This is a genomic window from Polaromonas sp. (assembly GCF_029945925.1).
Classification (GTDB): domain Bacteria; phylum Pseudomonadota; class Gammaproteobacteria; order Burkholderiales; family Burkholderiaceae_C; genus Polaromonas.
On the sequence record NZ_JAQSDN010000043.1, the window covers coordinates 32,205 to 46,408 of the forward strand.

Genomic DNA, 14,204 nt, shown 5'->3' on the forward strand with positions numbered 1-14,204 from the left:
ACAGGGAAAAGCGGGACGGTGGACCCGTGAAGGTGGGGAGTTTAGTCGTCAACGCAAGGCCCTGAAGCGCGCATTGACTCCACACGGGGCCTGTCGGACCACTTTACAGGCCCTGTCAAGCATTCCCGCGCCGGCGCCCATTGTTTGCTATGTTATTAATAGCTGTCTGTGCCCGTCCAGCAAGGACAACAGCCATTTTTGATTGAAGAGTTTTATTTTTTGAGCAGCACCAGCCCCTTGAGGTACTCGCCCTCGGGGAAACTGACGGTCATCGGGTGGTCGGGCGCACCGCCCAGGCGTTCGGTGATGAAGGCATCGACGCCCGCATCGGTGCCGGCGGACGCCACGATCTTGTGAAACAGGTCGGCACTGATGCCGCCCGAACACGAATACGTGAAAAGCACGCCACCGGGCGCCAGGATGGACAGCGCAATGCGGTTGATGTCCTTGTAGGCGCGTGCTGCACGTTCGGCATGGGCCACGGTGGGCGCAAACTTGGGCGGGTCCAGCACGATGGCGTCGAAGGTTTTCCCCTCCTTGTGGAACTGCCGCATCGAGGCATTGACATCGGCGTCGAGCATGGTGGTGCGGCCGGCGTCAAAGCCGTTCAGCGCCACATTGGCCGCGGCTTTTTCAATCGCCGGTCCGGACGAATCGATCGACGTGACATGCGCTGCGCCGCCGGCCAGCGCCGCCACCGTGAAGCCACCGGTGTAGCAATAACAGTTAAGCACGTTCTGGAACTGCAGGCGGCGCGCATGGTCGGCAAACTTGCGGCGGCTGTCGCGCTGATCCAGGTAAAAACCGGTCTTGTGGCCGGTGGCGATGTCCAGGCCCAGCTGCCAGCCGTGTTCGGTGATGGTCAGATCGGTCGCGCCCGAGCCCGCCAGCCAGCCGGTCGCCTCTGGCAACCCTTCAAGGGAACGCACACTGGCGTCAGATCGTTCATAGAGGCGCGTGAGTCCGGTTTCGGCGAGCAGGGCTTCGACGATCACGCTTTTCCAGCGCTCGACGCCGCAGCTGGAAAACTGAGCCACCAGCGTGTCGGCATACCGGTCCACCACCAGGCCCGGCAAGCCGTCGGACTCGCCGTGCACCAGGCGCATCCCGTCACTTTGTATGTCAAAACGGCTTCTGGCCCTTATAGCGCTAGCGATACGCGCTACAAAAAACGAAGCATCGATACGCTCGGCCTCGACAAAACTCCAGACCCGGGCGCGAATCTTCGAACTCGGGCTGAAGGCCGCCCAGCCGAGGAACTGCCCGTCGTGCCCTTCGACCCGCACCGTTTCGCCGGCGTCCGCCCCGCCGCGGGCAATCGCACCGTCAAACACCCAGGGGTGGCGCCGCAGCAGCGAACGCTCCTTGCCTTCTCTCAGCCGTATTGATTTCATGCGTCTATTGTCGCGGCTAAGGTTGGCCTGAAAGCGGCCTCAGGGAAATTTGCGACAATCACTTGATGTTTTTTAAGGGCTTTTCAGCGCATTTTGCAAGCAGCAAGGCATGGATTCATCCGTCCGCCGGCTTATTGGCGGCCTTCGGTCTGGCCCTGATGCTGGCCTTCCTGAGCCTGCCCGCGCTGTCACGCACGGTGCTGGACCTTGACGCGGACAAGCAACCGGTCGCGCTGGCCGACTGGGGCGACTACTGGATAGACCCGCAATCCCGACTGGCAGTCGATCAGGTCGTCAGTCAACGTGACCTGGGCTGGCAGCAGACCCCGGCGCGCGGCATTTACCCCCTGCAGCCCGGCCAGTCGTTGTGGATCCGTTTCATCGTGCCGCCCGCGCCCGACATGGAGCGCTGGCTGCTTGAAATTCCCTACCCTGCGCTGGACCGGGCATCGCTTTACACGCTGGACAGCGCCGGCCAGTGGATAGAGCAGCGCGCCGGCGACCTGACGCCGGTCAACCAGTGGCCCACGCCGCATCGCCACCCCTTGCTGGTGGTCAACTTCAATGCCGAGGACCCTACGCACTACATCCTGCGCATTGAAAATGCCCAAGGGTTCAGTGCGCCCATCCGCTTCGTCAGCTCCGGGCATGTGCTGCGCAGCGAACAGCAGGTGTCGCTGTTCCTGGGGATTTATTTCGGCCTGGCGCTGCTGGGCTGCACCGCCGGCCTGGCCGGCGCTCTCTGGCTGCGGGACAGGGCCTACCTCTACTACGCGGCATGTTCCGCGCTCATCGGCTTGACGCAGGTGGCCATCACCGGCGTGGGCGGCCTGCACCTGTGGCCCGGCTCACCGGTCTGGACGGACCTGTCGCTGACCGTGCTGGCAACCTGGATGCTGGTGTCGCTGCTGCTGCTCAATGCCACCATCGTGTCCCTGGCACAGCGCTCGCGCATGCTCAACCTCCTGGTGTGGGCCGTCGCGCTGCTTGGCGCTGGCCTCTCGGTCGCGCTGGCGGTGACCGACAGCGCGCTGCGCATCACGCTGATGGTGCCCTACCTGGTGCTGGTGCCGGTGTTGCTGCTGGCGATCAATCTCTGGGCCTGGCGGCGCGGCGACCGCTTCGGCGGATGGCTGCTGCTGAGCGCCACCCCGTTTGCCCTTAGCCTGTCGCTGGCCATTGCGCGTTACCTGCAGTGGCTGCCCCTGAGTTTTGCCACCGAGCAGGGGGTGTTGGCGAGCATGGCGCTGCAGATGCCGGCGATGCTGGTGGTGCTGGTCCTGCGCAGCCAGCAGCGCCGCGAGAACAGGCGCAGGATCCAGGGGCTGGACCGGGTCGACCCGTCGACCGGCCTGATCAACGAGCAGGTGTTTGTCGAACGCCTCGCGCGCATGATTGCACGCTCGGAGCGACTCAGGCACCAGGGCGCCGTGCTGATGATCGATCTGGTTAACTGCGAGCAGATACGGCGCGATTTCGGGCGCCGGGCCGCCGAAGAGTTGCCGCTGCGTGTGGCCGAGCGCCTGCTCTCGACGGCGCGCGACATCGACAGCGCTGCACGCCTGTCCGGGCAGCGTTTTGGCATGCTGGTGGAAGGCCCGTTTTCCGCGGAAGAAGCCGCCACGCTGGGCCCGCGCATCGTGGCACGTTGCCTGATGCCCTACAAGGGCCTGCCCGAGGACTGCGCGGCCCAGATTCGCGTGGCTTATGCGCTGGTACCGCGCCAGGGGCCGACCGCCGAGATCGCGCTGGGCCGCCTGGCCCAGCGGCTGACCGGCATTCCGCCCGAAAGCAAGCGCGCGGTGTTCATGCTGCCTGATTACAAGTAAAGCCCCCACGGTCGCTCACTTCGTGTAGCTCCCTGCCCCCCGAGGGGGCCGCTGCGCCTGCGGAGAACCTGATCAGCCTTTTTGCTTGCCCGGGGGTTTGAGGCCCGCCACCGTCGCACGCGGATGCGCGGCGTCGTAAACCTTGGCCAGGTGCTGGAAATCGAGCCGGGTGTAAACCTGTGTGGTGGTGATGTTGGCGTGGCCCAGCAGTTCCTGCACGGCACGCAGGTCGCCGCTGGACTGCAGCACATGGCTGGCAAACGAATGCCGCAGCATGTGCGGATGCACCGGCGTGGCCAGGCCGGCCTGCAGCGAGCGCTGCTTGAGCCGCACCCGGATGTGCTGGGGCGTCAAACGGGTTCCGCGCTGGTTGATGAACAGCGCCGCGTCTTCTTTGGCCCAGGCGCTGCGCAGTACCAGCCAGTCCTGCAGCGCCTCCAGAGCCTTGCTGCCCACCGGCACGCTGCGCCGCTTGGACCCCTTGCCAAGCACATGCGCCTCGGCGGCCTGCACGTCTACCCAGCCGCGTGCCTGGCTGCTGGCCACCGCGTCCAGCCCGGTCAGCTCGCCGATACGCAGACCGCAGCCGTACAGCAGTTCGGTGATGCAGCGGTCCCGGGCCTGCAGGGCCGCGTCGCCGGCGGTGCCGTCGCTGCGCCAGGCGGCCAGTTGCACCGCCTCATCGACACTGAGCGCCTTGGGCAGTGGTTTGGCGGCCTTGGGCGCGCGCAGGTCCTGCACCGGGTTGCTGCTGACCAGGCCTTCGCGGCCCAGCCAGGTGTAAAAGCCGCGCCAGCCCGAGAGGATGAGCGCAATGCCGCGCCCGCTGCGCCCGCCGCTGTGCATCTGGGCCACCCAGCGCCGCATGTGGAGGTTTTGCGCCTGGGTCAGCGCCACGCCGGCCTGCCGGCAGTTCGCCTGCAGTTTTTGCAGGTCCAGCGCATACAGCTCGACGGTGCGCTGCGCCAGCCGCTTTTCGACACGCACATGTTCGAGGTAACGCTCGACCAGCGGATCCGCCTCGGGCACCGGCTGCGCCGCCGCGCCGTCGGTGCTTGCGGGTTGCCCGTGCGCGGCCATGATCAGCGCAGGGTCAGGCTTCGGAGGCGGCCGGCCGCAGGCGCGACAGGGCCGCGCCGGCCAGCTCGCCGATGCGCTCCAGGAAGTCGGTGCCCATGCCGCTGCTGAAACGCTCGGGATCCGACGAGGCCAGCACCAGCATGCCGAAGGCCTGCGGCGACTTGCCCGGACGCAGCGGAATCAGCGCGACCGACAGGGCCTGGGCCGGATCGGGCAGCCAGCTGACGGCCTCGAACCCGGAATTGACGCCGCAGTAGGGTGTGGTCAGCGATGACGCAAAGGTCTGCGTGTCTTCGCTGACCCCTGTTGAAAAGTCTTCCATCGAAAAGATGCCGTTGACGTGCCAGACCTTGATGGCCGCCTGCGGCACGGCGAACTGCGTCTGGATCTCGCGCACTATGGTGTCGGGCAGGTCGCGCGCATGGGCGGTGAGCAGCAGGTTGAGCGTGCACTGCTGCAGCTTGTCGGCAATGCCCACGTTTTCCTGGCCATGGCGGATCATGTCGACGACCCGCGACTCCAGCACCTTGATCTTGTCGCGCAACATGCCGGCCTGGCGCTCCTGCAGGCTCACCGCCCGGCTGCCGTGGCCGCTGGACAGCTGCACGGTGGCCAGCAACTCGGCATGGCGCTCGAAGAAGTCGGGCGTGTTGGCCAGGAAGTTGGCAATGTCGTCTTCGGTGATCGGGTTCTGGATGGAGTGTTCGCTGGGATTCATGTTCTTGGTTTTTCCGTTAAGTCGACAAAATCTGCAGATTCAAAGGTGGTCAGGGACTTCAATGGCGGCTTCAAACACCGTGGTCGCCGGCCCGGTCATCAGCACCGGGGCGGTCGCGGCGTCCAGCCCGCCCTGCCACTCGATGGTCAGGGTGCCGCCATGCGTCAACACGTCCACGCCCGCATCCAGCAGGCCCAAGCGTATGCCAGCGACCACCGCCGCGCAAGCCCCGCTGCCGCAGGCCAGGGTTTCGCCGGCGCCGCGCTCATACACGCGCAGGGCGACCCGGCTGCGCGAGACGACCTGCATGAAGCCGGCGTTGACGCGGCGCGGGAAACGCACGTGGTTCTCGATCAGCGGGCCCGTCTGCAACACGGGCGCGGTCTCCACGTCGTCCACCAGTTGCACCGCATGCGGGTTGCCCATGGACAGAACTGCTACAAAAACAGGAGCTGCCTGCGCCCGTCCATCAAGGGCCAGAGGCCATTTTTGCCAAGAATGCACGGTTTCGGGCGTCAAGCCGGTGGCATCAAAAGGCACCCGCGCCAGGTCGAAGATGGGCGCGCCCATGTCCACCGTGACGCGGCCGTCCGGCTGCATGCGCGGCTCGATGACGCCCGCCAGGGTCCGGACCCTGACCACGTCCTTGTCCGTCAGGCCCTGCTCGCGCACAAAGCGCAAAAAACAGCGTGCACCGTTGCCGCACTGCTCGACCTCGCCGCCATCGGCGTTGTGGATCACGTACTCGAAATCAACACCTGCGCCGGGCGCGGGCCGCACCGACAGGATCTGGTCGGCACCCACGCCGAAGTGACGGTCCGCCAGAAAGCGGTACTGGCCCGGCGTCAGGTTCAGGCGCTGCTGCGTCTCGTCGAGCATGACAAAATCGTTGCCCGCACCCTGCATCTTGGTAAATCGGATTAGCATCCGGGCATTATCCGCCGAGGCTGCGCCGCCCTCCTCCCCACTTCCACAACTTCCGGAAAGACCCATCATGCGCATTCCCGACTGGACGCCCGCCCTCAAGCCTCAACCCCAGGACCTCGTCGAAGCCATCCTGAAACGGCGCGGCGGCACCCTGATCAACCTCGACAAGGCCCTGCTCTGGAGCGAGCCGCTGGCGCGCGCCTGGAACGTCTACCTGGGCGCGGTGCGCACCGGCCTGCCGACCAGCCGCAAGCTGCGCGAGCTGGGCATCTGCACGGTCGCGCTGCTGACCGGTGCGGCCTATGAATACAAACACCACGCGCCGGACTTCCTGGCCGCGGGCGGCACGCAAGCCGAGCTCGATGCGCTCAATGCCCTGGTGAAAGCCGATGCACGCGCCTCGGCGGCGCACCCGGCGCTGGGCGCGGTCGAACAGCTGGTGATCCGTTATGCGGCGCAGATGACGCTGGACGTGAAAGTCAGCGACGACGTGTTCGAGGCGCTGCGCCAGCACTTTGACACCACCGAACTGGTCGAGCTGACCAGCGCGATCGCCACCTACAACATGGTCGCGCGTTTTCTGGTGGCGCTGGGCGTGTCGCCGGAAGACCAGACGTAGAAGAAAAAAACAGCACGAAGGCTCGCCAGGTTCGGGAATCCTGCGACCCGACCTCCTGTGACGCACGCGCCGGCCCTGGTCGTGCGCAATGCAGGGCATGGGTATTGAATGCATCGCTCATCGGGCGTCCATGAAAGGGCGAAAATGAAAAGCATGCAAACACCCACCCGTTTCCCTGTGCCCGCGCGCCGCGGGCTGGCTCCCGTCTTGCTGGCGGTCTTCGCGCTGGCGGGTTGCGCCTCCACACCTTCGGCCGGCACCCGGGCGCCAGCGCCTTCGGCGGCTGTCGCCACACCGGTGCCAGCCGTATCGAGCGAGGACGAACACCAGCAGAAGTTTGCCCGCTGGGTGCTGGAGTTCAGTACCAGCGCACGCGCAGCCGGCATCACCGAGGAGACGCTGCGCCTCGCCTTCGATGGCGTTCGCTTCATTCCGCGCGTGACCGAGCTGGACAGCGCCCAGCCCGAGTTCACCCGCGCCGTCTGGGACTACCTGGACAGCGCGGTGTCGCCGCAGCGCATAGGCCGCGGGCAGGACAGGCTGCTGCAATCGCGACCCGCGATCGATGCCGCCGCAGCGCGCTACGGCGTCCCGGCAGAAATTCTGGTGGCGATCTGGGGCATGGAGAGCAACTACGGCAGCAATACCGGCGACATTCCGACCATTGACGCTCTGGCGACGCTCGGTTTCGAAGGCCGGCGCGAGGCCTGGGCGCGCGGCCAGCTGCTCGCCGCCCTGAACATCCTGCAGAACCGCGACATTGACCGCGCGCAGATGCTGGGGTCGTGGGCCGGCGCGATGGGCCAGACGCAGTTCCTGCCAACGAACTTTCTAGCCTATGCAGTTGATGCCGACGGCGACGGCCGGCGCGACATCTGGGGCAGCCTGCCCGACGTGATGGCCTCGACCGCCAACTTTTTGGCCAAAGCCGGCTGGCAGGCCGGCCAGCCCTGGGGGCTGGAGGTGCGCCTGCCGCCGGGATTCGACCTCGCGCTCGCCGATGCCGACGTGCGCCAGCCGACCTCGGCATGGGCGGCCCAGGGCGTGCAGTCCATGAACGGCGCGCCTCTGCCTGCCCTGGCCGACAGCGCCCTGCTGCTACCGGCCGGCGCCCGCGGGCCGGCCTTCCTGGTCGGCCCCAATTTCCGCACCGTCCTGCGCTACAACAACTCGACCAGTTATGCGCTCGCCATCGGCCTGCTGGCGCAGGCGCTGGCCGGCGGCCCCGCGGTGCAAACAGTCTGGCCGCGTGACGTGCCCCCGCTGTCACGCAGCCAGTTGCTGGCGCTACAGACGGCGCTAAACTCCCGCGGCTTCGACAGCGGGACGCCGGACGGCACGATGGGACCAGCCACGCGGCGCGGCATACGTCTCTACCAGCGCAGCCTGGGCCTGCCGGCGGATGGATATCCGACTTTGGAGTTGCTGCAAGGCTTGCAGTGAGGTTCCTTGCTTCTTACAACTGTCCGATCTGCAACCACTGCACGGACGGGTGCTCACCGGGAACCGTTTTGAGAAGCAGCAGGTGCGCCAACCTCAAGCCACGAGCCGAGTTGGCGAACCACACCACAGCGTCCTGCGTAGTCCGGTTACCAAGAACGTAGGCCCGAAAACCGGGATTGTGTCCCCAGTGGAAGAAGCAATGCTGCGACGGCTCGAGGCCCCAGCCCAAGCCCCAAGCCACGTGCTCGTTGGGCGGATTTATTCCCCTCAGGTCTTCCGCGTTCTCACCCTTGCGCACATGCACTACAGGCTCGAACCAGCGCGCATGCATCTGCGGTGTGAGGCTCTGAGCAGTCTGGACAGCCTGAACGAAGCGCAGATAGTCCGTTGCCGTCGTAAGAAGCGACCAAGAAGCCTGCGCCGTCGCCACTCGGCGCTTGGGCACCGCTTCACCTTCCCATTCATGACCTTGGGCATGGTTGGACGCGAAGCGCTCCTGCCATTCCAGGCTGGAGTCATGCATCTCCAAAGGCCTAAAGACACGTTGCTGGGCCAGTGCCTCCAGCGACATTCCGGTCAGGCTCTGCATTGCACTCTGCAACCAGGCGAATGCGCTACTTCCATAACTGAAACGCTCTCCGGGCGAGAAGTAGGTTTTCAACGGAGCATCCTCGCGCACGATATTGGGCAACCCACTCGTATGCGACAGTACGTGCAGAGCTGTGATCTGCCGGGCTCTTGCGTCGTTAGGTACGTACTCGCCGCAAATCTCAAACAGCGGTGCATTGAGATTCAGCAATCCTTCCTCGGCAAGCTGTAACGCGATAAATGACACGACGGGCTTGGTTAGCGAGGCGGCCTCGAACACCGTGTGTGCGTCGACTGGAGAGTCATCATGGCTGCCCCGGACCCCGAAGACACGCGCGGCCTCCAAGCGACCTGCGTGAAGGGTAGCAAAAGCAAGTCCGGGAATCGCCCGGGAGGCGACCAGCTTTTCGAGGACTTCTTCCAATGCATGCATGCGTGTTGCCTCAACGTGAGTCGGGTGGGCATTGTCGCAGGGTCCTCTTATGACGCCGTAAGATTTTCACCATGCGATCCTGCGAGTCCATGAAAAAAGGGCCCGCAGGCCCTTTTTTTATTTGCACCAGGCGTTCAATCCGCTTTGATCCCATTGTCCTTCACCACCTTGGCCCAGGTGTCAATCTGCTTGTCGATGAAGACACGGGCTGACTCTGAAGAACCGCCAACGATCTCGATGCCTTGGGCGCTGAGTTTTTTGGCGATCTCGGGGTTTTTCAGCGCCTTGTTGACTTCCTCGTTCATGCGTTTGAGGACCTCGGGCGGGGTTTTGGCCGGTGCCAGGATGGCCCACCAGGCCGGCGCATCAAAGCCGGCAAAACCGCTTTCGGCCACCGTCGGCACGTTCGGCAACTCGGCCGCGCGTTTGCTCGTTGTCACCGCCAGCGGACGCAGGCGGCCGCTGTCGATGTGCGGCTTGGTCACAAACACCGAACCGATGGCCAGCGGCACATGGCCGGCGACGGCGTCGCTCATCAGCGGGCCGCCGCCCTTGTAGGGAACGTGCTGCCAGTCGATACCGCCGCTTTTGGAGAGAAGCGACATGGCCAGGTGGCCCAGGCTGCCGGAACCGATGCTGCCGTAGTTCACATTCTTTTTCGCTTTGGCCGCAGCCACCACATCGCCAAAGGTCTTGTACTCCGAACCTGAAAAAGTCGCGAGCACCATGGCCGAGGTGCCGATCAGCGAGACCGGTGCCAGGTCCTTGCGCGTGTCGAACGGCAGGCCGGGAATCAGGCTGGGGTTGACGCCGTGCGTGTCGAACACAAAGGCGAAGGTGTAGCCGTCGGCCGGCGCGGCAGCCACGGCGGCGGTGCCGATGGAACCGGACGCACCACCCTTGTTTTCGACAATGATGTTCTGGCCGAGCTGCTGCGACAGCGGCACGGCGAGAATGCGCGCAACCTGGTCGACCGAGCCGCCGGGTGGGAAAACGGCGACAAACTTGATCGGTTGCTTCGCGGGCCACGTTTGGGCCATCGCGCTCATCGAGGTGGCGCACAGCGTGGCGGCCGTCATGGCCAGGGCGGTTCTGGAAATCCACTGCTTCATGATTCATTCCTGCAAAAAAGGTGGTTGCCAGTATCCCCACGCCGCCGCCGGAACGCCATTGCGGTTAACACTTAGCATGCTACCAATCGCGGCCCGCCACCGACTGCCACAGCCGCCTTCTGCCGTTTCACTGCAAAATCAGCCCATGGTCCGACCCACCCAACTCCTCTACCCGCAACGCGAACCCGCGCCCATCCGCCCCGCCGCCACCGTGCTGCTGCTGCGCGACAGCGCCGAGGGCATCGAAATCCTGATGACGCGGCGCTCGACGACAGCCAGTTTTGCGCCCGGCGCCTACGTGTTTCCGGGCGGCGGCATCGACGCGGCCGATGCGGCCGCGCACGCGCAATCCACCCGCCGCGCGACGCAGACCGACCTGCACCTGACGCAGGCGATTGCCGCCATCCGCGAAAGTTTTGAAGAACTGGGCGTGCTGCTGGCCTGCCATGCCGATGGCAGCCACGCCACCACTGCCGACATTGCAGCGCTGGACCGCCAGGCACCGTTCGCCGCACAGTGCCAGGAACGCGGCCTGACGCTGGCCGGCGACCAGGTCTTTGTGCTGGCGCACTGGGTCACCGACCGCGACCTGCCGCGCCGTTTTGACGTGCCTTTTCTGGTGGCGCGCATGCCCGAGGGCCAGGAGCCGGTGGCCGACGAGAGCGAACAGTTCGAGCCGGTCTGGGTGCGGCCGGCCGATGCCCTGGCACGCCATGAAGCCGGCGGCTTTTTCATCATCTTCCCGACCATACGCACGCTGCAGCGCCTGCAGCATTTCGACACGGTGGACGCCGTGCTGCTGGCCTGCGCCGCGTCCGAGCAGCCGCTCTGGACCTCCTGCCCGCGCGCCGGTTTTCTGGCCGGCGCCGAAGCGCGCTATATGGAGCACGAGGCACCTTATGGCGAACTGGCCCTGACCAGCCCCGACGGCCAGATGGTGCACACGCTGGACTGGCAGACCGCGCGGCCGGTGGCCCTGCTCAAAAACCTGATGCGCCTGACCGCGCCGAATCCCGGCGTGATGACCGGGCCGGGCACCAACAGCTACCTGGTCGGCGACCCGGCCACCGGCTACATCGCGATCGACCCGGGACCGGCCGACACCGACCACCTGCAGCGTCTGTGGCGCGCGGCGGGCGGCAACATCCGCATGATTGTGTGTACCCACTCACACGCCGACCATTCGCCCGGAGCCCAACCGCTGCAGGCCCTGTGCAGCAACACGCCGCCCATCCTGGGCCTGCCGTCGGCGCCGACAGCACGCGCCGCCAGCCAGTTCACGCCGGACCGGTCGCTACAAAATCAGGAGCTGCTCGCGCTTGCGGGACAAGGGCCAGAGGGCGAAATGATGCATACCCTGAAAGTCATCCACACGCCCGGCCACGCGGCCAACCACCTGTGCCTGGTGATGCTCGAAGATGGCATTTTGTTCAGCGGCGACCACATCCTCAACGGCAGCACCACGGTGGTGGACCCGCCCGACGGCAACATGAATGCCTACCTCGATTCGCTGGACCGGCTGAGCAGCGCCTGCGACGAACACGGTATTGATTTCATCGCCCCGGCCCATGGCTATGTGCTGGGTGAGGCCAGAACCGTCATCGCCCAGCTCAAGGCGCACCGCCTCAAACGCGAGGCCAAGATCATCGGCGTGATGCAGGCGCAGCCGCAGGGCTCCATCGACGAGTGGGTGGCATCGGCCTACGACGATGTGGACTCGCGCATCTGGCCGGTGGCCAAACGTTCGCTGCTGGCGCATGTGGAGCGGATTCAGGCGCAGGGCTTGTTCAACCTGTGATGGCTGGAACAGAACCGCATGAAAAAGTGTGAAGCCCGCCGATAGGCCGGATTTTGTGCGGAACGGTTTCCTTGCGGTCGCCGCCCCGTGACTGCCATTAATCTGGGCCGTCTGTCGCCAGACGGCTCGGTGCTACCTACCCGCACACTCCGGGGGCCCCGTCAACGTGTGCCTACTTGGTATTGCTGCGCGTAGAGATTGCTCGTTTCACCCGGACTTAACCGGCTCGTCTCTGTAGCTCTGATCCTCACCTCACGGTGGACAGCTGTTAGCTGCTACGCTGCCCTCTGCAGTCCGGACCTTCCTCCAGTGCGGTGTTTCCACCCTTGCACCAGCGGCAGTCTGGCGTGCTTCACCCCTCTATTATCCCGGCAAATCGCTTGCTACTGATTTGATAGCTGCTTGCGCCCACCCCATCTGGACCCGATGGTTAAAATGCTTCATAGATCCGAAATACAGATCCACGAGGTAACACCCCATGATCCGCCTGACCGAGCTCAAGCTGCCGCTTGACCACCCCGAAGACGCGCTGCCTGCGCTGATTGTCAAGACACTGGGCATCCAGCCTGCCGAGCTGTTGCGCCACAGGATCTACAAACGCAGCTACGACGCGCGCAAACAGAAGCTGCTGCTGGTTTACATCGCCGACGTGGAAGTGGCCCCCACGCTTGTCGCTTCGCGTACTACGCTGCCCCCCGAGGGGGCGCTGCGCCTGCGGCCCGGCAAAGCCGGTTCCGCGGCCCTGGCTGGTGGAGAAGATGCCCCCTCGCTGGAAGCTGAACTGCTGGCAAAGTTCAAGGACAACCCCCACATCCGTCCCGCCCCCGACCAGAGCTACCACCTGTTGGCCCAGGTGGACAACGCACCGGCTGTGCGCCCCGTCGTCGTCGGCTTCGGTCCCTGCGGCATTTTTGCAGCGCTTCTGCTGGCGCAGATGGGTTTCAAACCCATCGTGCTGGAACGCGGCAAGAAGGTGCGCGAACGCACCCAGGACACCTGGGGCCTGTGGCGCAAGGGCGTGCTCAACCCGGAGTCCAACGTGCAGTTCGGCGAGGGCGGCGCCGGCACCTTTTCCGACGGCAAGCTCTGGAGCCAGATCAAGGACCCGCGTTTCCTTGGCCGCAAGGTCATGCTGGAGTTTGTCAAGGCCGGCGCGCCGGAGGAAATCCTGCTGGTCAGCAAGCCGCACATCGGCACCTTCAAGCTGGTCAAGGTGGTGGAACACATGCGCGAGCAGATCACGGCGCTGGGCGGCGAGATCCGCTTCCAGCAGCGCGTCAGCGACGTGCTGATTGAACAGGGGCAGATGCGCGGCCTGACCGTGCAGAACCTGCAGGACGGCAGCAGCTACGAGTTGCGCGCCGACCATGTGGTGCTGGCGCTGGGCCACAGCGCACGCGACACCTTTGCGATGCTGCACGAGCGCGGCGTCTACATGGAGGCCAAGCCGTTCTCGGTGGGTTTCCGCATCGAACACCCACAGGGCCTGATCGACCGCGCGCGGCTCGGACAGCACGCCGGCCACCCGCTGCTGGGCGCGGCCGACTACAAGCTGGTGCACCATGCGGCCAACGGGCGCTCGGTCTACAGTTTCTGCATGTGCCCGGGCGGCACCGTGGTCGCGGCCACCTCCGAGGTGGGGCGTGTCGTGACCAACGGCATGAGCCAGTACTCGCGCAACGAGCGCAACGCCAACGCCGGCATCGTGGTCGGCATCACCCCGGCCGACTACCCGGGCGGGCCGCTGGCCGGCATCACCTTCCAGCGCCAGCTCGAATCACACGCCTTCACGCTGGGTGGCGGCGGCTACGTGGCGCCAGGCCAGCTGGTCGGTGATTTTGTGGCCGGCCAGGCCTCGACGCAGCTCGGCAGCGTGGAGCCTTCCTACAAGCCCGGCGTGCTGATGACCGACCTGGCCAGCGCCCTGCCCGCGTACGCCATCACGGCCATGCGCGAGGCGCTGCCGGCCTTCGGCAAGAAGATCAAGGGCTTCGACATGTTTGATGCCGTGCTGACCGGCGTCGAAACCCGCACCTCGTCACCGCTGCGCATCACGCGCGGCGACGATTTCCAGAGCCTGAACGTCAAGGGCCTGTACCCGGCCGGCGAAGGCGCCGCCTACGCCGGCGGCATCCTGTCGGCGGGCGTGGACGGCATCGAGGTGGCCGAGGCGGTGGCGCGTCGCTTGGTCCCCTCTCCCACTGGGAGAGGGTTAGGGTGAGGGCCGCCTTGAAGTCCGCGCGTCCCCCTCACCCCTGCCCTC

At 65.5% G+C, this 14,204-nt stretch carries 11 protein-coding genes and 1 other RNA gene; 5 read left to right on the forward strand and 7 right to left on the reverse strand.

What is annotated here, in order from left to right; translation table 11 throughout:
* Positions 1-212 precede the first annotated feature (212 nt).
* Complete coding sequence (locus PSV40_RS14395; RefSeq protein WP_300538891.1) at positions 213-1,394, reverse strand: class I SAM-dependent methyltransferase; 1,182 nt, start codon at positions 1,392-1,394, stop codon at positions 213-215.
* A 65-nt stretch (positions 1,395-1,459) separates the two neighbouring features.
* Between PSV40_RS14395 and PSV40_RS14400 the strand changes: the two genes are divergently transcribed.
* Positions 1,460-3,223, forward strand: a complete 1,764-nt coding sequence (locus tag PSV40_RS14400) for a 7TM diverse intracellular signaling domain-containing protein (protein ID WP_300538892.1) — start codon at positions 1,460-1,462, stop codon at positions 3,221-3,223.
* Between the two features lie 72 nt (positions 3,224-3,295).
* Here PSV40_RS14400 and PSV40_RS14405 read toward each other — a convergent pair whose 3' ends face one another.
* The 3 genes from PSV40_RS14405 to dapF are packed head-to-tail and all read right to left on the reverse strand — an operon-like array spanning position 3,296 to position 5,948.
* Positions 3,296-4,303, reverse strand: a complete 1,008-nt coding sequence (locus PSV40_RS14405) for a tyrosine recombinase XerC (protein WP_300538894.1) — start codon at positions 4,301-4,303, stop codon at positions 3,296-3,298.
* Positions 4,304-4,316: 13 nt separating this feature from the next.
* Positions 4,317-5,021 carry a DUF484 family protein gene (locus PSV40_RS14410; protein WP_300538896.1) on the reverse strand — a complete coding sequence of 235 codons (705 nt, stop codon included), beginning with the start codon at positions 5,019-5,021 and terminating at the stop codon, positions 4,317-4,319.
* 39 nt (positions 5,022-5,060) lie between these two features.
* Positions 5,061-5,948: a diaminopimelate epimerase gene (gene dapF, locus PSV40_RS14415; RefSeq protein WP_300538899.1), complete on the reverse strand. Its 888-nt coding sequence runs from the start codon at positions 5,946-5,948 to the stop codon at positions 5,061-5,063.
* A 67-nt stretch (positions 5,949-6,015) separates the two neighbouring features.
* On the opposite strand from dapF, the gene PSV40_RS14420 reads away from it, so the two are divergent.
* The gene (locus PSV40_RS14420) at positions 6,016-6,567 is read left to right on the forward strand and encodes a carboxymuconolactone decarboxylase family protein (protein WP_300538902.1); all 552 of its coding nucleotides are present in this window, start codon (positions 6,016-6,018) and stop codon (positions 6,565-6,567) included.
* 144 nt (positions 6,568-6,711) lie between these two features.
* Positions 6,712-8,010, forward strand: coding sequence for a lytic murein transglycosylase (locus PSV40_RS14425; RefSeq protein WP_300538905.1), 1,299 nt, complete (start codon positions 6,712-6,714; stop codon positions 8,008-8,010).
* Positions 8,011-8,023: 13 nt separating this feature from the next.
* On the opposite strand, the gene PSV40_RS14430 is transcribed toward PSV40_RS14425, so the two are convergent.
* Both PSV40_RS14430 and PSV40_RS14435 read right to left on the reverse strand, forming a co-directional pair.
* Positions 8,024-9,031, reverse strand: coding sequence for a serine hydrolase domain-containing protein (locus PSV40_RS14430; RefSeq protein WP_300538908.1), 1,008 nt, complete (start codon positions 9,029-9,031; stop codon positions 8,024-8,026).
* A gap of 134 nt (positions 9,032-9,165) precedes the next feature.
* Positions 9,166-10,143, reverse strand: coding sequence for a tripartite tricarboxylate transporter substrate binding protein (locus tag PSV40_RS14435; protein ID WP_300538911.1), 978 nt, complete (start codon positions 10,141-10,143; stop codon positions 9,166-9,168).
* A 145-nt stretch (positions 10,144-10,288) separates the two neighbouring features.
* Here PSV40_RS14435 and PSV40_RS14440 point away from each other — a divergent pair, with 145 nt between their 5' ends.
* Positions 10,289-11,941, forward strand: a complete 1,653-nt coding sequence (locus PSV40_RS14440) for an MBL fold metallo-hydrolase (protein ID WP_300538913.1) — start codon at positions 10,289-10,291, stop codon at positions 11,939-11,941.
* 26 nt (positions 11,942-11,967) lie between these two features.
* Here PSV40_RS14440 and rnpB read toward each other — a convergent pair.
* Positions 11,968-12,295: RNase P RNA component class A (gene rnpB / locus PSV40_RS14445), an RNA gene on the reverse strand.
* Between the two features lie 124 nt (positions 12,296-12,419).
* Here rnpB and PSV40_RS14450 point away from each other — a divergent pair.
* The gene (locus PSV40_RS14450; protein ID WP_300538915.1) at positions 12,420-14,162 is read left to right on the forward strand and encodes an NAD(P)/FAD-dependent oxidoreductase; all 1,743 of its coding nucleotides are present in this window, start codon (positions 12,420-12,422) and stop codon (positions 14,160-14,162) included.
* Positions 14,163-14,204: the final 42 nt, after the last annotated feature.

What these genes read in the sequence shown, in the direction of transcription:
- PSV40_RS14425 (WP_300538905.1), top strand. Translation starts at nt 6,712, where the DNA reads ATGAAAAGCATGCAAACACCCACCCGTTTCCCTGTGCCCGCGCGCCGC.
- PSV40_RS14450 (WP_300538915.1), top strand. Translation starts at nt 12,420, where the DNA reads ATGATCCGCCTGACCGAGCTCAAGCTGCCGCTTGACCACCCCGAAGAC.
- PSV40_RS14435 (WP_300538911.1), bottom strand. Translation starts at nt 10,143, where the DNA reads ATGAAGCAGTGGATTTCCAGAACCGCCCTGGCCATGACGGCCGCCACG.
- PSV40_RS14430 (WP_300538908.1), bottom strand. Translation starts at nt 9,031, where the DNA reads ATGCATGCATTGGAAGAAGTCCTCGAAAAGCTGGTCGCCTCCCGGGCG.
- PSV40_RS14400 (WP_300538892.1), top strand. Translation starts at nt 1,460, where the DNA reads ATGTTTTTTAAGGGCTTTTCAGCGCATTTTGCAAGCAGCAAGGCATGG.
- PSV40_RS14405 (WP_300538894.1), bottom strand. Translation starts at nt 4,303, where the DNA reads ATGGCCGCGCACGGGCAACCCGCAAGCACCGACGGCGCGGCGGCGCAG.
- PSV40_RS14420 (WP_300538902.1), top strand. Translation starts at nt 6,016, where the DNA reads ATGCGCATTCCCGACTGGACGCCCGCCCTCAAGCCTCAACCCCAGGAC.
- dapF (WP_300538899.1), bottom strand. Translation starts at nt 5,948, where the DNA reads ATGCTAATCCGATTTACCAAGATGCAGGGTGCGGGCAACGATTTTGTC.
- PSV40_RS14395 (WP_300538891.1), bottom strand. Translation starts at nt 1,394, where the DNA reads ATGAAATCAATACGGCTGAGAGAAGGCAAGGAGCGTTCGCTGCTGCGG.
- PSV40_RS14440 (WP_300538913.1), top strand. Translation starts at nt 10,289, where the DNA reads ATGGTCCGACCCACCCAACTCCTCTACCCGCAACGCGAACCCGCGCCC.
- PSV40_RS14410 (WP_300538896.1), bottom strand. Translation starts at nt 5,021, where the DNA reads ATGAATCCCAGCGAACACTCCATCCAGAACCCGATCACCGAAGACGAC.